Annotated in this window: 18 protein-coding genes; 3 read left to right on the top strand and 15 right to left on the bottom strand. The window is 28.1% G+C overall.

Annotated features, from left to right (window positions below; genetic code table 11):
• The first annotated feature begins 10 nt into the window (after positions 1 to 10).
• The gene (locus tag HMPREF9709_RS03215) at positions 11 to 274 is read left to right on the top strand and encodes a PTS sugar transporter subunit IIB (RefSeq protein WP_005397892.1); all 264 of its coding nucleotides are present in this window, start codon (positions 11 to 13) and stop codon (positions 272 to 274) included.
• A 54-nt stretch (positions 275 to 328) separates the two neighbouring features.
• Here HMPREF9709_RS03215 and HMPREF9709_RS03210 read toward each other — a convergent pair whose 3' ends face one another.
• From HMPREF9709_RS03210 to pheS, 15 genes are all read right to left on the bottom strand, one after another.
• Positions 329 to 796: an 8-oxo-dGTP diphosphatase gene (locus HMPREF9709_RS03210; RefSeq protein ID WP_005397891.1), complete on the bottom strand. Its 468-nt coding sequence runs from the start codon at positions 794 to 796 to the stop codon at positions 329 to 331.
• A gap of 36 nt (positions 797 to 832) precedes the next feature.
• Entirely contained in the window at positions 833 to 2,428 is a 1,596-nt protein-coding gene (gene cls / locus HMPREF9709_RS03205) for a cardiolipin synthase (RefSeq protein WP_005397889.1), read from the bottom strand.
• Between the two features lie 62 nt (positions 2,429 to 2,490).
• Positions 2,491 to 4,260, bottom strand: coding sequence for an ABC transporter ATP-binding protein (locus HMPREF9709_RS03200; RefSeq protein ID WP_005397887.1), 1,770 nt, complete (start codon positions 4,258 to 4,260; stop codon positions 2,491 to 2,493).
• A gap of 8 nt (positions 4,261 to 4,268) precedes the next feature.
• Positions 4,269 to 5,990, bottom strand: a complete 1,722-nt coding sequence (locus tag HMPREF9709_RS03195) for an ABC transporter ATP-binding protein (protein WP_005397885.1) — start codon at positions 5,988 to 5,990, stop codon at positions 4,269 to 4,271.
• The gene (locus HMPREF9709_RS03190; protein WP_005397883.1) at positions 5,980 to 6,420 is read right to left on the bottom strand and encodes a MarR family winged helix-turn-helix transcriptional regulator; all 441 of its coding nucleotides are present in this window, start codon (positions 6,418 to 6,420) and stop codon (positions 5,980 to 5,982) included. The genes HMPREF9709_RS03195 and HMPREF9709_RS03190 overlap by 11 nt, the downstream gene beginning before the upstream one ends.
• Positions 6,421 to 6,622: 202 nt before the next feature.
• On the bottom strand, positions 6,623 to 8,431 hold the full coding sequence (locus HMPREF9709_RS03185; RefSeq protein ID WP_005397880.1) for a hypothetical protein: 1,809 nt from the start codon (positions 8,429 to 8,431) through the stop codon (positions 6,623 to 6,625).
• The gene (locus HMPREF9709_RS03180; protein WP_005397878.1) at positions 8,424 to 11,393 is read right to left on the bottom strand and encodes a TIR domain-containing protein; all 2,970 of its coding nucleotides are present in this window, start codon (positions 11,391 to 11,393) and stop codon (positions 8,424 to 8,426) included. The genes HMPREF9709_RS03185 and HMPREF9709_RS03180 overlap by 8 nt, the downstream gene beginning before the upstream one ends.
• Before the next feature lie 33 nt (positions 11,394 to 11,426).
• Positions 11,427 to 11,675 carry a hypothetical protein gene (locus HMPREF9709_RS03175; protein WP_005397876.1) on the bottom strand — a complete coding sequence of 83 codons (249 nt, stop codon included), beginning with the start codon at positions 11,673 to 11,675 and terminating at the stop codon, positions 11,427 to 11,429.
• Between the two features lie 8 nt (positions 11,676 to 11,683).
• Positions 11,684 to 12,793, bottom strand: a complete 1,110-nt coding sequence (locus tag HMPREF9709_RS03170; RefSeq protein WP_005397874.1) for a tetratricopeptide repeat protein — start codon at positions 12,791 to 12,793, stop codon at positions 11,684 to 11,686.
• Between the two features lie 6 nt (positions 12,794 to 12,799).
• Entirely contained in the window at positions 12,800 to 13,510 is a 711-nt protein-coding gene (locus HMPREF9709_RS03165; RefSeq protein WP_005397872.1) for a hypothetical protein, read from the bottom strand.
• Between the two features lie 18 nt (positions 13,511 to 13,528).
• Complete coding sequence (argS, locus tag HMPREF9709_RS03160) at positions 13,529 to 15,220, bottom strand: arginine--tRNA ligase (protein ID WP_005397870.1); 1,692 nt, start codon at positions 15,218 to 15,220, stop codon at positions 13,529 to 13,531.
• A gap of 1 nt (position 15,221) precedes the next feature.
• Entirely contained in the window at positions 15,222 to 17,579 is a 2,358-nt protein-coding gene (locus HMPREF9709_RS03155) for an endonuclease MutS2 (protein WP_005397868.1), read from the bottom strand.
• 6 nt (positions 17,580 to 17,585) lie between these two features.
• The gene (locus HMPREF9709_RS03150) at positions 17,586 to 18,122 is read right to left on the bottom strand and encodes a cell division protein ZapA (protein WP_005397866.1); all 537 of its coding nucleotides are present in this window, start codon (positions 18,120 to 18,122) and stop codon (positions 17,586 to 17,588) included.
• Positions 18,123 to 18,124: 2 nt separating this feature from the next.
• Positions 18,125 to 20,506 (bottom strand): phenylalanine--tRNA ligase subunit beta, encoded by a 2,382-nt coding sequence (gene pheT / locus HMPREF9709_RS03145; protein ID WP_005397865.1) that lies wholly within the window; start codon positions 20,504 to 20,506, stop codon positions 18,125 to 18,127.
• Positions 20,507 to 20,517: 11 nt separating this feature from the next.
• A complete protein-coding gene (gene pheS / locus HMPREF9709_RS03140; protein ID WP_005397864.1) occupies positions 20,518 to 21,540 on the bottom strand; it encodes a phenylalanine--tRNA ligase subunit alpha in 1,023 nt (340 codons plus the stop codon).
• A 196-nt stretch (positions 21,541 to 21,736) separates the two neighbouring features.
• On the opposite strand from pheS, the gene HMPREF9709_RS03135 reads away from it, so the two are divergent.
• Both HMPREF9709_RS03135 and HMPREF9709_RS03130 read left to right on the top strand, forming a co-directional pair.
• The gene (locus HMPREF9709_RS03135; RefSeq protein WP_005397863.1) at positions 21,737 to 22,063 is read left to right on the top strand and encodes a PadR family transcriptional regulator; all 327 of its coding nucleotides are present in this window, start codon (positions 21,737 to 21,739) and stop codon (positions 22,061 to 22,063) included.
• Between the two features lie 9 nt (positions 22,064 to 22,072).
• Positions 22,073 to 23,056, top strand: a complete 984-nt coding sequence (locus tag HMPREF9709_RS03130) for a permease prefix domain 1-containing protein (protein WP_005397862.1) — start codon at positions 22,073 to 22,075, stop codon at positions 23,054 to 23,056.
• Positions 23,057 to 23,772: the final 716 nt, after the last annotated feature.

The raw sequence follows: 23,772 nt of genomic DNA, 5'->3' as shown, positions 1-23,772 counted from the left end.
AGGAGGATTTATGTCTACATCAGATTTATCTTTAGAGATATTAAACAATTTAGGTGGAATGGAAAACATTGAATCAATGTCTAACTGTAAAACACGTGTTAGAGTTGATGTTATAGATAATAAAAAAGTTGATATAGAATCAATGAAAAAACTATATGGAGTTGTAGGCGTTGTACCTTTTGGTTCACAAGTACAAATCATATTAGGTGATAGAACACATGAAATTGCAGATGTATTTTTCGAAAAATTAAAAATCAAAAATGCAAATAAATAATATTTAAAGGGGCTGTTTTGCAACAGTCCCCATTTTTTATAAAACTATATTAATCTAACCTTCATTTCTACTTAAGATAGTCTTTTTTACTTCTTTATCATTTTCATAATATTTTACAATTTCAGTATTTTCACCATTGAAAATAGTTAAAATATCTGCCATTGAGTCTGATTTTCCGTCCATATCAATAAATTCGTTATAATCACACCAAAACAGTTTTCCTTCTCTATTTTCTTCTACAAGTTTACCATTTACATTTTTTGTAGTGTATAATAGTCCAACTTGAGTTTCATCACGAGTTAAGTCAACCCATTGTATTACACCATTTAAGACTAACTTATTAATATCTAAGTTAGTTTCTTCCTTCACTTCTCTAATCGCAGCATCGACAAAACTCTCATTTGGTTCAACTTTTCCTCCAGGAAATGTTAAACCCTCCCATCCCCATTTTTTCTTTTTATCTAAAACAACAACCTGGCTTCCATTAAGTATCCTTACCATATTCATCATAATATATTTCATTATTTAATACCTCAATACTATCTAATCTTTTCCTAACTACATTAATGGCGCTATCAATCTTAGCACTCTACAAAATAGTCGATAAATCCAGGAGAATTCTCTATATTTTTTATTTGACATTTCTCGGCAGGCTTTTCTTGTTTGTTCAAAGTCTGTTTTTACATCATTTGCTAATGATTGACCATACACCAATACCCCATTTTCATAGTTTAGGTGTAAACTTCTAAAATCAAAGTTTACAGTACCGACCACTGATTTATTATCATCAGAAACTATGCATTTTGAGTGTAAGAATCCAGGAACATATTCATATATTTTAACACCACTTTGCGTTAAATTATCATAGTATGATCTTCCAATTAGGAATGGAATTTTCTTATCCGGTATCCCTGGCATCATGATTTGCACATTTACCCCTCTTTTTGCAGCAAATAGCAGAGCGTTCCTTAGATTTTCACTTAATATTAAATATGGCGTCATGATATATACATAATCTTTAGCTTGATTTAGTATATCAATATAAACATTTTCTCCAATATTTTCCTTATCATTTGGTGCATCATCATAAGGTAAAATATAAACATCTGAAATGGCTTTATGCTCATTTTCCACATATTTATCATAATGCGCTAATTCCCTTGATGTTAAACTCCAAAGATTTAAGAACATAACTGTGAAGCTTCTTACAGCCTCACCTTCTAATCTTATTCCATTGTCTTTCCAATGCCCAAACCTTTTGATGTGATTGATATATTCATCAGAAAGATTTAATCCACCAGTGTACGCAACCTTATTGTCAATTACAACAATTTTTCTATGGTCACGATTATTGTGATATGAGGATAAAATTGGTAAAATAGTTGAAAATATTCTGACTTCTATGCCTAAGGATTTTAAGAAATCCTTAAATCCATCAGGTAAATAGTAATCATTCATGCCATCATACATGAATTTTACTTCAACTCCCTCATTTATTTTATCATCTAAAATTTCAAGTATCTCTTCTAACATTTTACCTTGTCGAACTATGAAGTATTCGATAAAGATGAATTTTTTAGCATTTCGCAAATCTTCTTTTAATGATTCAAAATAATCTTCTCCAATACCAAAATACTTATAATTTGTATTTTCATATATTGGATAATTTGCATGAGTAAATAAATATCTACATAAACCCTTGCTAAATCTTTCATCATAGTCAATTTTATCAATCAATTGCATATCTTGATTTAATAAATGATTTGAAGATTGTCTAATACTACTTAATCTTCGTTGCAATTGCTTGGCACCCGGTATTATTTCTAAAATTATATACAAAGGAATACTAAAAATTGGCACAAGTGATACCATGATAATCCATGAAACACGATAATCGATAGGTTTATCTAAATTTACAAAATATATTATCATTACTAAGGTAACTGCCCACCAAAAAACATCCATCCATTCTCTACTTCTAGAATATCTTGTAGAGAGATAAATGAAAAATGCAATCTGTAAAAGAATTAGTATTGTAACTAACATAATTGGTTTAATCAAATGTTTCTTTGTCTTAAACCTTGAAAATTTCTCTGAAATTGGTACTTTAGCTTTTTTTTCTTTATATTTTTTAAACTTTCTTCTATTTGACATAAAATAATCTCCATAACATATATATGTATATATTAACATATAATTATGGAGATTTAAGGTATTTATTCTGATTTTATAAATTGAGAATTGTATAAATTATAATATTCCCCCTTATTATTTAACAATTCTTCATGAGTTCCTCTTTCAATTATTTCACCGTTTTTCATTAACAATATCATATCGGCATTTTTTATTGTCGATAATCTATGCGCAATAACAAAAGAAGTTTTGTTTTCCATTAATTTATTCATAGCATCTTGAATTTGTATTTCTGTTCTACTATCAACATTTGATGTCGCTTCATCCAAGATTAACATTGAAGAATTTAATAACATTGCTCTAGCAATAGTTAATAATTGTTTCTGTCCTTGAGAAAGATTTGCCGCTTCTTCATCTAGTATTGTGTTATACCCATCTTCTTGAAGCTCAATGAAATGGTCTATATGCGCCGCTCTAGCCGCGCGTTTGACTTCTTCCATACTTGCATCTGGTCGTCCATAAGTTATATTATCTTTTATCGTACCGTTAAATAACCAAGTATCTTGTAAAACCATGGAGAAACCAGCTCTTTGACTTTTTCTCTTTATTTTTTTATATGAAATATCGTCAATAAGTATATCCCCTTCTTGTGGATCATAAAATCTCATTAATAGATTTATTAATGTAGTCTTTCCTGCACCTGTATGTCCTACAATCGCTGTAAGTGTACCCGGTTTAGCAACATAATTAAAATCTTTTATGACCATTTTATCATCATTATATCCAAAAGAAACATTCTTAAATTCGACTTTACCTTTTATATCCTTAAGTTCGATTGCATCAGCCGCATCAGGCTTTTCATTGTCTTGCTCTAATAATGTAAATACTCTATTTGCCGCTGAATACGCTGATTGAACTTCTGCTACCACTCCTGCAATTTGATTAATTGGGAATGAAAATTGTCTAGAGTACATAACAAATGAAGATAAAAATCCTAAAGTTAGATTTCCAGATAGATACATTAATGATCCAAATATGGAAACTATACCTATAGATAAATTGGTAATCAGCATCATTGTAGGAAAGTTAATGGATGCTTGATAATCTGCTTTATAATAAGCATCAATACTTTCATCATTTATATTTCTAAACTCTGATGAGAAGAAATTTTCTTTTTCATATGCTTGAATGGTTTTTTGCCCATTTAACATCTCTTCAACATATCCATTCATCTCACCTAATTTTTTTGATCTTTTTGCAAAAAGCGGTCTTGTTTTTTTTACTCGATAAACCGTAAATAATGTTGTAATTGGTATGATTAATAAAAATATTATTGTCATATTAGGTGATATTGTCAACATCATATAAAAAGAACCGACAACTGTTATTATTGATGCGATAATGCTGACAACATTATTACTAATTACTTGATTTACAACATCTAAGTCATATGAAATTCTTGAAACCAAATCACCAGTCTGATGTTCATCAATATATTTAATTGGTAAATCGACAATTTTATCAAAAGTATCCTGTCTCATTTTTACTATTACATTTTCAGATACACGAATCATAACTCTTGTAGAAATATAAGTAAGTAAAGATGATCCTAAATAGGCTAATAACATTAAGAAAATATTTAATTTAGTTTTATCAAAATCAATTGGTGTATTAGCTATAGAATCAATCGCTGCACCAGATAATCTTGGTCCCCATAAGATAAGAATATTTGAGGATATAACTAAAACTAATGTTAATAGAAATAGTTTCCATTCTCTAAGTACATATTTCAATAACTTTTTGGTGATTTTTAGATAATCTTTTTTATTTACTTTTTCCTTTTTCTTTTCCATATTCGCTCCTATTCTAATTCACCAATTTGCATATCAGCGATTTCTTTATATGGAACACAGTTTTCTAACATGTATTCATGATTTCCTTTTGCTAATATTTTCCCATTCTCTAAAAACATAATTTCATCACATGAGATAACTGACGAAATTCTCTGAGCCACGATAATTGATGTTGATTTTGAAAAGTTTTCATCAATTGCTTGTCTTAGTTTTGAATCAGTCTTAAAATCGAGAGCTGATGAAGAGTCATCTAATATTAATATCTCTGGATTTGAAGCAAATGCTCTAGAAAGTAAAACTCTTTGTTGTTGTCCTCCAGATAGATTTACCCCCTTAGAAGCCAATGCATGATCTAATCTATCATCTTTAGCATCAATAAACTCTCTAGCCTGAGCATTTAATATTGCTTCTTCTAGTTGCATATTATTGAGATTTCTACCAAAATCTATATTCGCTTTAATACTTCCCTTAAATAAAAAGTCTTTTTGAAATACTGACCCAAATAGATTATTTAATTGAGAATGTTTAATATTTTTTATATTGACACCTCTTACAAGTATTTCTCCGCTATTTACGTCATATTGTCTTAATAATAATCTAATAATGGTACTCTTTCCAGAACCTGTAGCTCCCATTATACCAAGGGATTGTCCTCGATAAATCTTAAAACTTATATTTTGTAAAGCGTAGTTATTATCCTCATATGCAAATGAGACATTTTTAAATTCTATTTCAGGTACACCATTATTACATTCTGGTAATTCTATAGGATTTTCTACGATTTGACTGTCATCAATTGGCATAAAAATAATTTCTTCAATTCTCTTTATTGAAGTCATTGCTCTACTGTAAATATTAAACATCCAGTTTAACATAAATAGTGAATGTGTTATTTGCATGAAATATGACATAAAAGCAATGATTGTACCAACTTTAAGCTGATTAACTTCGACTAATTTCCCACCATATAGTATTACTAGTGCAAGTCCACAGTATAATACTGTATTAACTAAAGGTGAAGTCATTGCCATAGTATCTGTTGCTTTTATAGAAGTTTGTCTGGCTGCATCAGATGAGTTAAAAAACTTTTCTTTTTCATCGTCAATTCTATTTAAGGCTTTTGATACTTTTATACCTCTAATACTTTCACGAATAACTTGTACCATTGCATCATATCTTTTTTGTAATTTTCTCCATAATGGTTGAGTTTTATTGAAAATTACTCTAATGATAGTAAATATTGGTAAAATAATAAATAAAAGTATTAGTGATAATCTAGGGCTTAATATTACACAAAATATGACTCCTCCAAGAAATAGCATTATCGATCTTGAACCCATTCTTAATGCTGTACCTAAAAAATTATGTACAGTATATGTATCAGAGGTCAATCTTGATTCTATTGATGATACCCCCAATTTATCAATTTGTCTTGCAGAAAGTCTTATTGATCTATCAAATAAATCTTTTCTTATTTCTTGTATTGAATCAGAAGAAATTTTTGCTGCCATTCTATTGGATTTTATCCCTAAAAACCATTCTAAAAGAGCAACTATAATCATTAAAGATCCAAAAATTATTACACCATTTCTATCACCTTTGGGTACAATATCATCAATTATATATGCTAAAATCGTTGGTATTAAAACTCCAAATAAAGTAGAAAGCATTTTAATAATCAAAGTCAATATAATATTTTTCTTCTTGGGATAAACATATTTATTGAGCATCTCTTTTCTCCTTTGTTATATTTACAGCTTTCAAAGCTACTTTTTTTAATAGATTTTCAAAAGTTACTTTTTCCTCATAGCTTAAATCTGATAAAATTTCATTATTCCATTCATCCAAATGCTTTTCGATTTTCGGAAAAAAATCAATCAATTTTTGAGTTGGATAAATTCTATTAACTCTTTTATCTTCACTATCTACTTCTGATTTCGCATAACCTTTATCTATTAATGTTTTAACATTTCTTGCTACTGTTGATTTATTTACAAACATCGCATCTCTTAAATTTTCCTGACTTAAACCAGGATATTTATAGATAGCAATTAAATAGGAAACTTGATGTCCTAAAATATCATATTCTTCAAAAGTTTGGCATCTCCCTGCAATTGAAGACCAATGTATTGCATTAATATATTTTGTAATTCTAAACATAATATCTCCTTTAGTTGCATGAGCAACAGTTGTATGTGCAACTATTTTATAATATACCCAAAATAATATCAAATTATTTATTTAAACTTTTATTTCTTTAAGAATGATAATTTAAAATGATTATGACCCCATAATATTAGACTAATATATTTAATATTTAGTCCAATTTATGGGGTCTAATCTTATATTGTATATAATTATATTATTCTTCTTCTAATGCCAATGTTGATATAAAATCATAAATCGCCTTTGGTCTTTGTTTACTAGACATAAAATCATCCCAATTGTCGATTAAACAATCGTGTTTTTTATTTGATTCATCTTTTATTTCATCGTATACAAAATCACGCATATAATAGAAATTGTTCCATCTTTTATGTTCAAGTGAAGTCATATAATTCATGTAGATATCATTTTCTATAACATCAACTTGTTCATCTACTGTAAGATTTTCAAGTTTTGATTTCCATAAAGAAAGGATATTCTCATCCTTAAATTCATCGAGTTCACTAAACTTACTTAGCAATAAGCGTTTTGTATTTTGATGAAGGGATTGATTCCAACTGGATTCTTTTTTTATATTTGATAAACTTTTCCATTGTTGTTGTAAACTTTTATCACTTTTTTCATAACCCATCATTTCAGCAGTGATTAGATTATAATAGGCATTAAATTTCTTTGCTTTTTCTAATTGTGTTTCATTAATGATTACATCGTGATTAATGATATTCTCGATATTACCAAAAATTTTAAGTCCTGCAATTTTTGACTTCATTGTTTCATATATGGTATCAATATCAGAATTTTCAGCACTATATACAGCAACTGATAAATTTCTAATATATTTCTCAATACGATCCATATTGATTAAATTAGTGTAATCATCTTCATCACAGAAAAATATAGCATTAAAAGCTTCTTCTTTTGATTTTTCTAGAAAAATATCTTCAATTTTCCTAGATTTTTTTCTAATCTCTATTAATTCATAGTCTAATACACTTTTTAATCTTGTTTTATAATCCATAAATTCATCAAATTTCTTATAGACATCTTCATCAATTATTGTCACTTTTGTGCTTTTTAACGGATTTGTTACTGATATATTTGATAGACTACTTAATACATGATTTACAATATTTGAATATCCTATAAATAATATATTAGATCTTGATACTTGGTTTGCAATATCTTCTAAAGTATCAAATTTCTTTCCCTTCCATGATGCTTTTAACCCATTGGTATTGTTAATATTAAACTCTTGTAAAAAGTTATTAGTCATTAAATCATTAATATTGAAATAGTTGATGTTGAAATTTTTAATTTTATCCATACTTTCTTCTACTATTTCTTTGACTCTATAAGTCTCAGTCCTGATATAAACATCTATATCTTTATACTCTTCAAGAAGTTTTGAAAGTACTTGGACATGATAATATACTTTAGGTTCCTTTTCAAATGAAACTATCTTTTTACCCTTATATAATTTTTCATCTTTAACTACCAGTCTATTAACTTCAGCCTCTGGATTTGAATAGTCTATCCTTACCAATTGAACTTGCAATAGCTTCAATATATCGCTATCAACTTCTTCTTCAAAATCCACTAAACATACAATTCGTTTTTTAGGATATTGACTTAATGTATTTTTTATAAAAATTAAACTTTCCTTATTTGCACCTAATACAATCAGTCTATCTTTATTTAGATGTCTTATAGCCATTATGGAATCACTATATAAATTCCTAAAAACAGTAAACAAACCTAAAACCGTTGTTATTGGTGCCATCCATGTTGCAAGCTCATATGCCAATGGAGAGTTTTTTAAGACACTTTCTGTCGGGAAAAATGTAAATAATTTAATAACAGAATAGATGATAACAACAAATTCTTTTAATAAATTATCAAATTGTCCATGATATACTTGTATACTTCCCACAACACTTAAAATAAAAGAAACCAATGCAAATGGAAACTTTAATTTTTTAACATAATAGAGAAACTTATTACTCATTTTCATTCACCCTAGATTTTAAGCCTAATTCAATCCTTTCAGTTTCAGTCAATTCTCTTCCATTTAACATTTTATCTGCTTTTTTCTCTAACTCTTTTATATTGTAAAAATCAGCTATATATGTTTTATCTTCAAATGGCTCATATGCAATTTTTGAAGAATCTCCACTCATTACTCCTTTAGGATTGAAGTTTCCTTCTGTTTCTAAAGTTCTTACTCTATTACCTGTTTTTATATCCGTAACTACCAATGCCATATTTGTTACACTTGTCAGTAAATATCTGTCATCAAGTGAAACAAAATCATCATTAAATTGTCTTGTACTTATGCCTTTCGTGTCATAATTTGTAGCATAAAGTTGTTTTTCACCATTTTTATATTCAAATAATAATGTATTTTTTTGACCATAGACAGTTGTTAATTTTCCATCCTCTCCTATTATTGAAAATATTTCACCATCAATATTTTCAACAACTTTTCCTGTTTCTGTGTTAAATATTGTTGCATTTTTGCTATAATAATTGATACCTATTAAACTTTTATCTTTAGAATAAACTATCTTTTCAGCTTGTTCATTTTTATCTTTTAATTGTTTAATTAATTCTCCTGTTTTTAGATTAAATATCTTCAAATCACCCAATTCATTAAGTGAAACAAGCATATCTTTATCTTGAAAGATCTCGATATCTACAGTTAACTTAAATGTATCTTTATCTTGATCTGATTGTGTAGTGTAGACTGTCTTTCCGTTTTTATCAAAAACTTTAATATTTTTATATCTAATATCAGAAAAAGCAAAATATTCATGATCATTTGATATAGAATGCACATTATATATAGTATTTAAATCTTTTGAAATTGTTCCAACTTTAATTAATTTTTCTTTCGAAAAATCATATAACGATAAATTATTATTTTTATCAATTAACATTACCGTGTTTCTATCTTCTGAAATAGCTTTTATTGTCCCATCTAATTCAACATTCGCAATATTATTTTCCGTACTTATCACTTTCAAAGTAGAATCTTGCGAGTTTGCAACTAGATATTTATCATCAGCTGAAAACACAAAGGAAATTAAATGATCATTAAAATTTGATCCATTGGATACAATTGGCTTTTTATTTGTTGATTTTTCATTAACTTTTTCGATAAATCCAATGCTATTTTTATCATCTATACTAAATGCTAGAGTATCTCCTTCATTATTTAGTCTTAAATTTGAAATTCCGCTATTACCTACAGGAATGAAATTAATGTGTTCATTATTATCTAAATCGAAAACATCAATAAAATTCATGGTAGTGTAATATAGATTTCTTCCGTCATTACTTAAGAGAATATTTCCAGTATAGGATCCAATATCAACTTTTTTAACCTTTTCAAAATTACTTTCAATATCATATAAGAAAATATTTCTATCATCTGCATACGCAAATTTCTTACCATCTTTAGACATAGAATTTGCTATATATGAAATCTTATCCTTTGATTTTCTTAATGTTTTAGAGAGTTTCCCTGTCTTTATATCAAATATATCAATTTGTCCATCTGATGTATTTAAAATATATTCTTTATTATTTTTTAATGTAAATATTCTAAAAATATTCTTATCTAAAATTTTATGATTTAACATCTTAAAATCTTTAGTCGAATAAGTAGCGATATTTAACGCTTTATCGATAGCAATTAAAAAGTCACCATCGTCTGTAAAATCCATCTGATATATACCAAATGGCGTCTTTATACCCAAATCTTTTACATCAAATGTTTTAGAATCAATTTTAAATAGTTTCAAATCAGAAGTTGCTATAAATATTGAATTATCGTTATTTCTAACTTTTATAGCTGTTATAGGTTTCTCAAAACTTATCTCTTTAATCTGATTTCCATTTGAAGTTAAAGAAATAACCGCATTGTTTTTTTGATTGGTACTAACAATAAATTTACCATCCGTTGATATATCAAAAAATGGCGATGTCGTGCCAGTTTTTAACGATAAAATTGAACTATACTTATCTGTCAAAAGTGCATCATTTAACACCCTCTCATAATTAGCATTTAACTCTTCATAATTTTTCATTTTAGGATTGACATAACTCATCGCTTCTTTCGAAAGCAAAAGCGCATATGCTCTATCACCATCTTTATTTGATTGATCGGCGGATTTTAATGTCATCATAGATATTTGAGATGTAGCATTTCTCTCAGAATTTACTGCTCTAATAAACATACTTGTCATTGCAATACCAAATACAGTAAGTATGGTAGCTGCTAATATACCAAGTCTGATCTTTAGCTTCATTTGACGTTCTTTATGTCTTTGTTTCAAATCTCCATAATTTACACCTAAAATAGTTGCCATAATTCTATATATTTCACTATTTTTAAGTATTTTTTTAGCTGCTTTTATATGAGCATTAAATTCAGATTTATTAGTTTTTTCTAATTCTTCATACCCTATAAAACTAGTCTTTTTGACTTCATCAGGCCTCAAATCAGCAGCTAATAAATCAAGTGATTTGATTGTTTCATTGCCTTTATCATCAACTTCAATTGAAGATAAATTTTTTAATGGTTCGCTGAAGGATTCGTATGGTTCACCTTCAACTAAAATAGGTATAATATTTCTACTACTATGATGTTTTTTGAAAAGTTCAACTTCTCTCACACACCATTCAGATAATTTTGTCCTTTTTGAAGAAATCACAATTAAATATTTTGAATTTAATAGCGCACTATCCAAACTCTCCGACAAATCATTAGTTGCTAACTCATATTTATCTCTGAAAACTCTGATTTCTTTATATTTGCCATCGGGATCTAATTCTCGAGGCACTTTAAAATTTTCTAACTCCTCGTGAACAGCCTCAGCAATCTCAGCATCAGGACTTAGGTGTCGATAACTTATAAAAGCCAAATATTTATAATTTTTTTCAGCTTTAGCATCAATATCAGCCATTTCATATCTCCAAGAAAAGTTTATATAATAAAGTTAAATACCAATTAATAACACCATATCTTCATCTGTTATTTGTAATTCTTCTGAATTTCCAAATATTTCATCTATGCCTTCCTTATCCAGCATAAAATAGTCTTTAGCTTTCTGTTCTAATTCATTTTCAGTTATATTATTTTCTTTAATTTGCCTGAAAATGGCTTGATTAGTTTTTTTATCATTTTCGATTAAAAAAACTTTAGTATATCTTTCTTTATTTAATAAAATCAATTCAGCAATTGTCATATTTGCTCCTATTTATTATAAATCGATTCTTTTATTTTCATTATTTGATTAAACATTTCATCAGATAAATCTTGATATTCCAATATGAAATCTAAATCTTCAATAGCTTTTTTATTTTGATTCATTGAAATTAAAATAACCGCTCTATTATATCTTAATTTTATTTCAGAAGGGTACTTTTCTATAGCTTCATTGGCTATTTGTACCGCTTCAAAATCCTTCTTTAGCAAATATTTTACGTATACATAATCTGTATACAATGTTGCAAAATCTGCTCCTTTTTCAATAGCTTCTTCAAAAAATTGTTCAGCTAATTCTATTTGACCAATATTCATATATGAAATAGCAATATAGTATGGTATATCATATCTTGAAGAATTTTTTCTAGCATCCATAAGATTAGTAATTGCAGTATTGTAATCCATTCTATTTATTGAATAAATTGCATTTTCAACAGCAACATCTGGAGATATCTTAACAATTGCATTTCTAATCTCTTCTTTTAATTCTTCCATATCTGCATTTAACAACGCTCTATTATAATAAGAATTTGCCTTAATATAATTTCCTGTTGCAACAGAAATATTTCCTAACTCAAAATTCGCTAATGGATTTTTATCATTATAATTTAAAATTCTTTCAAGAATTCGTACAGATTCTTCAACATATACATGTTTTTCATCTTCTGGAACTTCAATATTCCAAAGGATTCTAGCATAGTTATATGCTGCCAATTCATTTTTTTCATTTAGTAAGAATGCTGCTCTTGTAAATAAAATTGCCCATTCCAATTCAATATCTAAAAATCTTATACCTTTAGATAATGCGTAATTGGAGGGATTGTCTATTAATCTGTTCAAAATTTCTTTATAGTCATTTGTATATGTGAATTCTGGATCAATGGCAATCATAAATAACATACCATCAATAATGTATTCAATTCTAATTTCGTTTGTAAATTCATTTTCAGAAATTCCACTAACCATTTCATCCAAAATTATTGGTAGAGGAACATCTTCTTTTATACCATATTTTTGGTAAGCATCAACATTATCCTTTAGTTCAATAAATGATACCTTATCTGTTTTTCCTCTAAAATACTTTTCAATAATATTCATATTCACCTAAAACTTTCCTTGAAATCTTCTTTTTCTCATTGAAGATCCATTTAATATTTTAAATAATTGTCCCTTATAAATGTAGACAAACGCCAGTAATAATCCATACAGTATAGATTGTATTATTAATCTTAAATCAAATACCATAATAATTGACCAAAATGAAAATACATATTCTATCAATACATATGCTATTAAGACTGGCAACCATTGTAGGAAATTTTCTTTTATGAAATCAAATGCAGAATAAACTGCATCCATTCCATATGTGTTTCCTAAATATACTTCTTCGTATAGTGGACTTTGAAGTACTAAAAGAGCAATTGAAATAATCAATGAAATAACTCTTGGAAGTGCTCCAAATAACATATTCACTACCATTTCAATTAGAAATATAATAAAATATGTGTTCATTAGTGGTGAAAAATATTCACTAAATCTATTAAGAAAATTATTAAAATCCAATCTATTGTAAATTACAATATCAGCTAAAATGCTAATAAGTGCAGAAAGAAATGCAATTGATACCGCCGCTCTTACAAAACCTAAAATAAAAGATGAGGCTTGATTATATCCACTTAATGCAAATAGAATATAAAATTCTGCTATCTTAAATACAAATAAAATCATCGCTAATATAGGGACAAATTTTAATTTTTTTAAAGTTTCCGTAAACGCTTCTTTATTTACTTTTAAAATGTCGTCTAAAATATTCATAAATCGATTTCTCCTTAATTACATTTTATTTGGAGCTTCTATGCCTAATAATGCTAAAAGATTAGATATACAAACTTTAGTCGCATACACTAATAAAGCTCTTGCTCTCTTTTCTTCTTCTTTTGAATTCATTATATGAACACTATTGTAAAATGAATTAAAGTTTTGTGCTATTTCAGTGACATGTCTTGTGATAATTGAAGGTTCTAATTTTTCTTTTGCAGATAAAATTACATCTTTTACTTTATAAAGTGACATGATAAGCTCAGCTTCTTGTTCTGTTGACAATAATGAATAATCAATATCATCAGTTATTTCAAGATCTAATTTTTCTAATATCTGGTTAGCTCTAGCATGAGCATATTGTACATAAGGGCCAGTCTCGCCTTCAAAGTTTAAAGTTTGATCCATGTCAAATACATAATCTTTTATTCTTGTATTAAATAATTCTTGGAATTTAACTGCTCCAATACCTATTTCACGAGCAACTTTATCCTTATCCTCTAAATTTGGATTTCTTTTTTCTATAATTTCTCTTGTTTTTTTAATCGCGTTATTTAACACATCTTCTAAGAAAACAACATTTCCTTTACGTGTCGCTAAAGCTCCATCTTTTAGGCTAACCATACCAAATTGAACATGATGACAATCCTCTGCCCAATCGTAACCCATTTTTGATAAGATTTCTTTTAAATTTTTAAAATGTAAATTTTGTTGAGTTGCTACAACATAGATATTTTCATCGAAATCATATTTTTTCTTTCTGTAAATTGCTGTTGCAATATCCCTCACAATATATGTTGATGTTCCATCGCTTTTTGTGATTATTGCTGGTGGATTATCTCCTTCGATTTCAACTACTCTAGCGCCTTCAGAATCTACTAAAAGATTTTTATCCTCTAATTCTTTTAATACATCATTTACAAATTGTGAATGATAATATTCACCATTATATGAGTCAAACTCAATATCTAAAAGATTATATACTCTTTCAAATTCTTTTAAGCTTACTTCTTTAAACCATTTCCATGTTTCAATAGCAAATTCATCTTTATCTTCAAGTTTTTTAAACCAAGCTCTTGCTTCATCCATCATTTCAGGATTTTCTCTTGCTTCAGTATTATATCTAACATAAAGTTTTAATAATTCTTTAATAGGGTCTCTATCAATTTGTTCTTTATCTCCCCATTTTGAATATGCTGCCAATAGCACACCAAATTGAGTACCATAATCTCCAAGATAGTTTATCGCTATAACATTGTATCCTAAAAACTTATATATTCTTTTTAATGAATCTCCAATAACTGTTGATCTTATATGTCCAATATGAAATGGCTTTGCAATATTTGTAGAACTGTATTCTATAATTGTGTTTTTCCCATTTCCAATATCAGAAGAACCAAATTTTTCTTTTTTATCAAAAATTTTTTTTAATAAGATTTCATTAAACTTATTTTTATCTAAAAAGAAATTAATATATGGTCCAACCGGTTTTATCTCACTAAATAAATCAGAATTGATTTCTTCCGCCAATTCAACAGAAATTTGAGCTGGTGATTTTCTAAATTGTTTTGCTAATCTAAAACATGGAAATGCGAAATCTCCCATTTCCTTGTTTGGTGGTGTTTCAATACTCATATATATATCATCCACTGACATACCTATATCTAAATTATTTAATATTTGTGATATTTCTTTTTTATAATCCATATTATCTAAGAGTTACAACAGTAACCCCTGCTCCTCCCTCATCTGCATTTCCAAGTCTAAACTCATCTACATATTTTGACTTTCTGAAAAAGTCTGTAAGGCCTGCACGTAGTGCTCCCGTACCTTTTCCATGTATTATCTCAACTCTTTTAAGTCCAAATAAAATTGAATCATCAAAGAATTTTTCTATTTCTATGATAGCTTCTTCTACATTAAGTCCTCTAACATCTAACTCTTGTTTAGCCTGTTTCATAGCAGTATTTCTCATAACTTGTTTATATGAAGATTTTGATTTTTCTTTTTCAATTTCCGATTGAGTCTTCTCTAAATCTCTGATATTTACTGTAAATTTAAGTATACCCATTTGTACAGTAACTTCTCCTTTATTATCTGGTAAAGTCTGTACAACACCTAATTCTCCACCCATGGATAATACCTTCACGGTTTCTCCAAGTTTCACATCAATAATTTTATTATTTTTTCTCGTTTGTTTTGGTTTTGTTTCGTATCGTTTATTTTCTTCTTTATATTTCTCATTAATTTCCGAATACGCTCTATCAATATCTCTACTTTCTGACCTACCCTTTTGACTTTTAGCTATTCTTAACAATTCCTTAGATTTATTTTTGGCATCATAAAGAATTTTCTTAGCTTCTTCTTTAGCCTTTTCGATATCTTTTTCAGCTTTTTCTCTTCTTTTACCCACATCATTGTTAAAATCATCAATCAATTTTTGATATCTTAATTTTTCTTTATTAACTTCACTCAATTGATTATCTAATCTTGATTTATCGTCCTCTATTTCAGCAATAATATCTTCAAAATCTCGATTTTCTTTTGAAATATATTGTTTAGCATCAAAAAGAATATCCTCGAATAATCCTAATCTTCTTGAAATTTCGAAAGCATTTGATTTACCCGGTCTACCAATTGTTAATTTATATGTTGGCGATAAAGTCTCGATATCAAACTCTACATTGGCATTTTGTACACCTTCTGTTGACATAGCATATAGTTTTAATTCACTATAATGCGTTGTTGATAGTAAAATTGACTCTCTTTTTACTAATGTATCAATAATTGCCATAGCTAATGCTGCACCTTCTGTAGGGTCTGTACCATTCCCTAATTCGTCAAAAAGTACTAAGGATTTATCATTTGCTTTATTTAATATATTTACGATATTTGTCATAGATGCTGAAAAAGTTGATAGAGATTGCTCTATACTTTGATTATCTCCAATATCAGCAAACACATCGTTAAACACTGCCACCTTAGAAAACTCATCACATGGTACAAATAGCCCAGCTTGTGCCATAAACACAACCAATCCTACAGTTTTTAAGCTGACAGTTTTACCACCAGTATTAGGTCCTGTTATAACTAAGGCGTTGTAATTTTCACCAATTTTAACATCAATCGGTACTATTTTACCTTTTAATAGAGGATGCTTTGCATTTTTAATATCAATGATTTTTTCATCATTTAAAATTGGCTTAGTGTGTCCTTTTTCAAGTGCATATTTCGCCTTAGCAAAAGTAAAATCAAGATCAACAAGTAAATACTGATTGTTTTCTATCTCTTCATGGTAGTTAAATATCATTTCAGAAAGATCTTTTAGTATTTTTCGAATTTCTTCATATTCTTCAATTTCAAGATCTCTTATTTTATTGTTAATTTCAACAATTACCATTGGTTCAATATATAAAGTTTGACCAGAAGAAGATACATCATGAGTGATTCCTGGAACCTTTGATTTCGCTCCAGTCTTCACTGGCACTACATATCTCCCATCTCTCATTGTGATAAATCCATCTTGTAGATTTGTTGTATCGTCTTTTACTAAAGAATTTAATTTTTTTCTCGCTTCTTCAGTTTTTTCTCTTATACTTTTTCTAATATTAAATAAGGTTTTGGATGCATCATCGGCTATAGTCTCTTCATCGAGAATGATGCGTTCAATTTCTTTTTGTATCCTTATATTGGTATATAATTTATCAATTTGCTCAACAACCTTATTATCTTCACCTTCATACTCTGCCGTATAATCTTTTAATGATTGCGAAACTCTTAATGAATCAGCGATATTTAGAAAATCAATATTTTCCAAAACAGCATGTTTCTTCAATCTAGTGATAATTGATTTTAAGTCAAAAATACCATATAAAGGTGGAAAAGAATATTTTCTAATTAATTCAATTGCATCAGCAGTTTTTATTTGCAACGCTTCAATCTTATTAATATTAGTTAAAGGAATTATTTTTGATACTTTTTGCGCACCTAAACTAGATGCACAATAAGTCATCAATATTTCTTTAATTTTATCCCATTCCAATGTTGTGAATGTGTTTTTTTCCATAAATTGCTACCTTCTATTTTGGTTAATCAACTCCTGAATCTGCTTTTGATATCTCAAACATTGTTTTTCTTGTTCGAGCAATTTATCTCTTAAATTTTTCTTATCTACCTTATCTTTTTCATAAAGAGAAATTTGTCTATCTAATTCAAGTTTAAATTTATCTCTTTCATTTGTAATATTAGATAACTGAGATTCAAGTGTCTTAACCTTTGATTCTAATCTTTCCATATCTTGATCAACATTTTTATGTTTATCTTTATATTGATCAAATTCATCTTTTAATGGCTGATAATTTTGTAATGGAATTTTTGATTCTTCTAATAGTGATTTATGTTTAATTTCTAAATCATACAAATCATCCGCAATGTTTAAGCAAGCAAGTGTTGCATGCATAGCTGGATTTCTATAATTAATAATATCTTTTGCTTTTTTTATTTCACTATCGACATATCTTACAATTTTATCAGTCTCTTCCTTACTTCTTTCTGTTTTAAGAACATAATTATTGCCATTTATTTGAAATTCATATCTATTTCTATTCATAATCAGCTCCTTAAGTTTACATCGAATGTTTTGTTTAATCCTTCTACTATATTTTCAAATGCTTCTTTCACAACTTGATCTTTTAATGTCATTTCATTGGATTGGAAACCAATTTTATATGCTAAAGATACCTTGTCTTCTGGTATTTGTTCACCTTTATAGATATCGAATAATTTAACATATTTTAAATACTCTCCACCATATTGTTTAATAACATTGATAATATCTTGAGATTGAATATCTTTATCTACAACAATAGCTATATCTCTTTCAACAATTGGATATTTTGATATTTCTTTATATCTTATTTGATCTTTCTTAAATTTAAATAATACATCAAGATTTGCTTCAACAAGATTTACTCTCTTTTCAATATCAAAATTGTCCATAACGATTGGACTTATTTCACCTATTACAGCTACTTTTTCGCCATCCACCATGACATTTGCACATCTTCCTTCATGGAAAATAGGGTTTTCTGTTTCTCTTATAAACTCGTAATCTTCAATACCAAATTTAGTAAATATATTGATTAATATATTTTTAATATAGTAAAAATCATAATCACCCACTAAAGAAAATGTCATTAACTTTTCTTCTTTTATAGTTTCATCACGTTTTATAAATGAATTACCAACTTCAAAAAATCTTAAATCATTTTGTTTATTATTTAAGTTTCTTCTGATAATTTCTAACATATTTCCGATAAGTGTAGTTCTCATTACAGAGAAATCTTCACCTAATGGATTTAATATCTTAACTGTATCTCTTAATTTATCATTTTCATTTAAATTCAACTTGTCAAATACTTTATTAGAAATAAATGAATAAGTTAAAATTTCAGAAAATCCTAAAGCAAATAAATTAATTCTTGCTTCATCTTGGCATTGTCTCATCTCTGATTTAATACCCTGTGTTAATCCCCCTACTAAAGATTTGGGTGCTATATTTTGGAAACCATATAATCTACCAATCTCTTCAATTAAATCTTCTTCGATATTTAAATCACTTCTGAAGAATGGGATTTTAACATTTAATGTATCTCCTTCTATTTCTGTATATAATTCTAAGGAATCTAAATATTTCTTTGATTGCTCAATATCTAAATCAATCCCCAATAAAGAGTTTAGTTTTGAGTTTCTCAATTTCAGACTTTTTTCTTCAACTTCGAAATCTCCATCATCACTTAATCCTTCAACAACTATTCCAGAATTTGTCTCTTCAATCAAATGTAGAAATCTTTTTAATGCAATTTCGTTTAATTTTGCAGGTATACCTTTTTCAAATCTTGCTGATGCTTCTGATCTCAAGCCCAATCTCTTAGATGTTTTTCTGATTGATTCGTTATTAAATGTTGCAGATTCTATTAAAATGTTTTTTGTATTTTCAGTAACTTCAGTATCAAATCCACCCATAACTCCTGCAATACCAATAGGATTATTATCATCATCGCAAATTAATATATCTCCAGCTTCAATTTTTCTTTCATTTTTATCTAAAGTTTTAACAGTTTCTCCTGTTTTTCCTTCTCTTACAATTAATTTTTTCCCAGAGATTGTATCTAAATCATATGTATGTAATGGTTGACCATATTCAAGCATAATAAAATTAGCAATATCTACAATATTATTAATTGGTCTCATACCTGCATCTCTAAGATAATTTTTGATATATAGTGGTGATTCCTTAATTTCTACATCTTTGACAACTGCAGTCATAAATCTTGTAGATTTATCTGTATTTAACTCAACTCCATTAAAGAATTCTTTATAATTTGATACTGCATTTTTTACTTCAAGTGATGGTTCTTTAATTTTTTCATCAAATACTGCAGCAACTTCTCTAGCCATTCCAATTATAGATAAACAATCTGGTCTATTTGGAGTAATTTCAAATTCAATAATTTCTGAATCTAAATTTAATGCTTTTACTGCATCTTCTCCAACTTTTACATCATCATCTAGAATTATCAATCCATCTGCAGATCTTTTATCTACATAATTTTCTGATACTCCTAATTCAGAATAACCACAAAGCATTCCTGGTGAAACTACACCTTGTAAAGTTGCTTTTTTAATTTCAATGCCACCAGGTAATTTTGCACCTACTTTAGCAAGTACAACATTATCTCCTACTCTCATATTTTTTGCACCAGTTACAATGGTTTCTTTTCCATCGCCATAGTCCAAATCAACTAATGAAAGCTTATCTGCATTTTCATGTTTTCTAATATCTAAAATCTTTGCAATTACTAATCCAGACATTTCTTCATATTTTTCGATTGATTCAACATGTGACCCTGAATCCGTAACTCTATTTGCAATTTCTCTTGTACTATCTTTTATTTCAACATATTCTCTAAGCCATTTAATTGGTACTAACATCGTTCAAACTCCTAAAATTGATCTAAAAATCTCTTGTCATTGTCATATAATAATCTAATATCTTTTAGTCCATATTTAACCATTGTTATACGGTCAACTCCCATTCCAAATGCAAATCCTGTGTATTTTTCACTGTCGATTCCACAGTTTTCTAATACATTTGGATGAACCATACCACAACCTAGCAATTCCATAGACCAACCTGTATGATTGCAAACTTCACATCCTTTACCTTTACAGTTAAAGCATGAAACGTCTACTTCCATTGAAGGTTCTGTGAACGGGAAGTAGTGAGGTCTAAATCTTGTCTTAAACTCCTCACCAAATAATTCTTTAATAAAAATATTAATTGTATCAATTAAATTTGCCATTGAAACATTTTCCCCAACAACTAGACCTTCTATTTGATGAAACATTGGTGAATGTGTAGCATCTACCTCATCAAACCTAAATGTACGTCCCGCTGAAACCATCCTAATTGGTGGTTTTTGTGACATCATTGTTCTAACTTGTACTGGAGAAGTATGAGTTCTTAATAAAGTGTCTTTATCAATATAAAATGTATCACTTAAATCTCTTGAAGGATGATCTTTTGGTGAATTTAATTTATCGAAGTTATTTGTAACAGTTTCTATTTCTGGACCATCAATTACAGAAAATCCCATATATCTAAATAAATTTTCTAATTCTTCCATTGTTTTATTTAATGGATGTCTATGTCCCATAGATATTTCATCTTTTGTAGCAGTTACATCAATTCTTTCTTCTAATAATCTCTTTTTTAATTTTAACCATTTAAAGCTTTCTCTCCTATTGTCCAAGGCTTCTTGTATCTTGTTTCTAATTGCATTTGCAAGCTTTCCTATAACAGGTCTTTCTTCTGAAGAAAGTTTCCCCATTTCTCTAAGTAAAAGGGTTAATTCTCCTTTTTTACCCAAAAATTCCACTCTAAGTTCTTCAAGCTTGTTTTCGTCTTTTGCATTTTGAATTGCTTCTAATGATTTTAATTTTATTTCTTCTAATCTTTCTTTCATTATTATCCTCCATAGTCCCTATTATTATAACATAAATAGCTAATTTTACGTAAAAATTATGATTATTACAGTTTTTTAATAATTGACTCATCTTTAATCTAAACTACTTGACCTGTCGTAGTAGTTTATATATAATTTAATCATAAAGTTACTACGACAGATATAGTAAACCAGTCGTAGTAGAAAAGGAGAAAATATGACTGAAATAAGTTCTGATATTCTACGTGGATATACCGACTTAATAATTTTGTATATCCTATACGAAACTCCATCATATGGTTATGAAATATCAAAAACAATAACCGAAATAAGTCAAGAAAAATTAATAATGAAAGAAACCACTTTATACTCTGCATTTAAAAGACTTGAAAAATCCAATTATATAGAGTCATTTAAAAGTGAAAAAGAAGATAGAAGTAGACGTACTTATTATCGAATTACAGATAATGGAAAAAAATACTATTTAGAAAAAACGAAAGAATGGGATTTAACTAAGCAAATTATAGAAAAATTTATTATTTAGGAGAAAAATATGGATGCAATAAAATCTTATTTAGACAATATGTTTTTAGGTTTACCTAAATCACAGAAAATAAACTCTGCAAAAGAAGAACTATTAGAGATGATGAATGACAAATATACACAATTACTAGCCGAAGGCAAAACAGATAATGAAGCAGTTGGTATTGTCATTTCAGAATTTGGAAACATCAATGAAGTTGCAGAAGTTTTAGGAATAGAAAAAGAACTATCACAAAAGGAAGAAATAAAACTGTTTGATACTGATTATGTAAAAGAATATTTACAAACAACTATAGACTCTTCATCATATATTGCATTAGGAATATTTCTTTCTATCATATGTGCAATCCCAGTATTTATCCTTTATAGTTTTGCTGACGAAGAAATGTTTGGGATCACCGAACAAACCGCAAGTATTATTGGATTACCAACACTTTTTATTTTACTAGCTATTGCCATTCTTCTTTTCATAATGAAAGGCTCAAAATTAAACAAATATGAATTTTTAGAAAAAGAATCAAATTTCAAACTTACCTATGATGCAGAACATTACACAAAAGAATTTCGTTCCAGCATAAACATTTACAAAATAGTTGGTATATCAGTATTTGCAATGATATTATCAATTATCCCTGTAATTGTATTAAGCAACTTAGTTGATAATACCAAAGATGAAAAATATATCCCCCTAGCAGTTACAATACTATGGCTTACAATTTCAATTTGCGTATATTTCATCGTCAAACACACAATGAGATATTCAGCAACTTCAAAACTATTACAATTAGAAGACTATTCTCCAGAAAATAAAAAAGCAAACAATATAATCGGGAAAATAGCTGCCATGTATTGGACACTAATAACCAGCATCTACCTAATATACAGCTTCTTAACCAATGATTGGGGAAGATCTTGGATAATGTGGCCAATCGCAGGCATCGCCTTTGGATTCATAGCTACAGCCATAAATGTATTTGTAAAAAAAGATAAATAGCACTTTGGGAGTTAAAGTAGGTGTTGTTTATTGGTCATAATATGCGGAAAGCTAGATTTTGTGGCAATTCGGGGGTACATTTTGGGCGCTTAGAGTTAGTAGAAATCAAAACGACCAGCCAAGTTGGTTGTTTTGATTGCTTTTTTTTCAAATTTGAGTGGAATAGTATAGTTCAAGAAAATTTATCGAGTTAAAATAATAAATTTATGATTTACATGTGTAAAATGGAAAATCAGAAATACACATGTAGAAAAATGGCGTTAATTACATGTCTAAATGGGAAAAACGGGAATACACATGTAGAAAATTTTTATCATTACATGTGTAAATAAAATATTTCAAAATACACATGTAAAAATGGAATTATAGGGAAATTTCCTGATTAAATTCAAAATCTTAAAATAAACAGGTACAGCTAGCAGGTGATTTTCCTGATTAAAATGGGAATCTCAAAATAAACAGGTACAACTCGAATGCGATTTTCCTGATTAAACTAAAAAAACTAGAAATAGACAGGAAAAAATATTGAACGCTTTTCCTGATTAAATTGAGATTCCCTGAATAATCAGGAAAAACAAGGAAAAACAAGTAAAAACCTTTCCTGACTAAATCGAGATTCCCTAAATAATCAGGAAAAACAAGCAAAAATCTTTCCTGATTAAATCGAGAATCCTTAAATAATCAGGAAAAACAAGCAAAAATCTTTCCTGATTAAA

It is taken from the genome of Helcococcus kunzii ATCC 51366, from assembly GCF_000245755.1.
Taxonomy (GTDB): domain Bacteria; phylum Bacillota; class Clostridia; order Tissierellales; family Peptoniphilaceae; genus Helcococcus; species Helcococcus kunzii.
Note: the sequence above shows the minus strand (reverse complement) of the source record. Positions and strands in the feature narration are given on the sequence as shown.

Excerpts from the sequence above, each read along its gene's own strand:
- HMPREF9709_RS03150 (WP_005397866.1), bottom strand. The coding sequence starts at position 18,122 with ATGAATAGAAATAGATATGAATTTCAAATAAATGGCAATAATTATGTT.
- argS (WP_005397870.1), bottom strand. The coding sequence starts at position 15,220 with ATGGATTATAAAAAAGAAATATCACAAATATTAAATAATTTAGATATA.
- HMPREF9709_RS03135 (WP_005397863.1), top strand. The coding sequence starts at position 21,737 with ATGACTGAAATAAGTTCTGATATTCTACGTGGATATACCGACTTAATA.
- HMPREF9709_RS03180 (WP_005397878.1), bottom strand. The coding sequence starts at position 11,393 with ATGGCTGATATTGATGCTAAAGCTGAAAAAAATTATAAATATTTGGCT.
- HMPREF9709_RS03130 (WP_005397862.1), top strand. The coding sequence starts at position 22,073 with ATGGATGCAATAAAATCTTATTTAGACAATATGTTTTTAGGTTTACCT.
- HMPREF9709_RS03195 (WP_005397885.1), bottom strand. The coding sequence starts at position 5,990 with ATGCTCAATAAATATGTTTATCCCAAGAAGAAAAATATTATATTGACT.
- HMPREF9709_RS03185 (WP_005397880.1), bottom strand. The coding sequence starts at position 8,431 with ATGAGTAATAAGTTTCTCTATTATGTTAAAAAATTAAAGTTTCCATTT.
- pheS (WP_005397864.1), bottom strand. The coding sequence starts at position 21,540 with ATGAAAGAAAGATTAGAAGAAATAAAATTAAAATCATTAGAAGCAATT.
- HMPREF9709_RS03155 (WP_005397868.1), bottom strand. The coding sequence starts at position 17,579 with ATGGAAAAAAACACATTCACAACATTGGAATGGGATAAAATTAAAGAA.
- HMPREF9709_RS03190 (WP_005397883.1), bottom strand. The coding sequence starts at position 6,420 with ATGTTTAGAATTACAAAATATATTAATGCAATACATTGGTCTTCAATT.
- HMPREF9709_RS03165 (WP_005397872.1), bottom strand. The coding sequence starts at position 13,510 with ATGAATATTTTAGACGACATTTTAAAAGTAAATAAAGAAGCGTTTACG.
- HMPREF9709_RS03200 (WP_005397887.1), bottom strand. The coding sequence starts at position 4,260 with ATGGAAAAGAAAAAGGAAAAAGTAAATAAAAAAGATTATCTAAAAATC.
- HMPREF9709_RS03175 (WP_005397876.1), bottom strand. The coding sequence starts at position 11,675 with ATGACAATTGCTGAATTGATTTTATTAAATAAAGAAAGATATACTAAA.
- HMPREF9709_RS03170 (WP_005397874.1), bottom strand. The coding sequence starts at position 12,793 with ATGAATATTATTGAAAAGTATTTTAGAGGAAAAACAGATAAGGTATCA.
- cls (WP_005397889.1), bottom strand. The coding sequence starts at position 2,428 with ATGTCAAATAGAAGAAAGTTTAAAAAATATAAAGAAAAAAAAGCTAAA.
- pheT (WP_005397865.1), bottom strand. The coding sequence starts at position 20,506 with ATGTTAGTACCAATTAAATGGCTTAGAGAATATGTTGAAATAAAAGAT.
- HMPREF9709_RS03215 (WP_005397892.1), top strand. The coding sequence starts at position 11 with ATGTCTACATCAGATTTATCTTTAGAGATATTAAACAATTTAGGTGGA.
- HMPREF9709_RS03210 (WP_005397891.1), bottom strand. The coding sequence starts at position 796 with ATGAAATATATTATGATGAATATGGTAAGGATACTTAATGGAAGCCAG.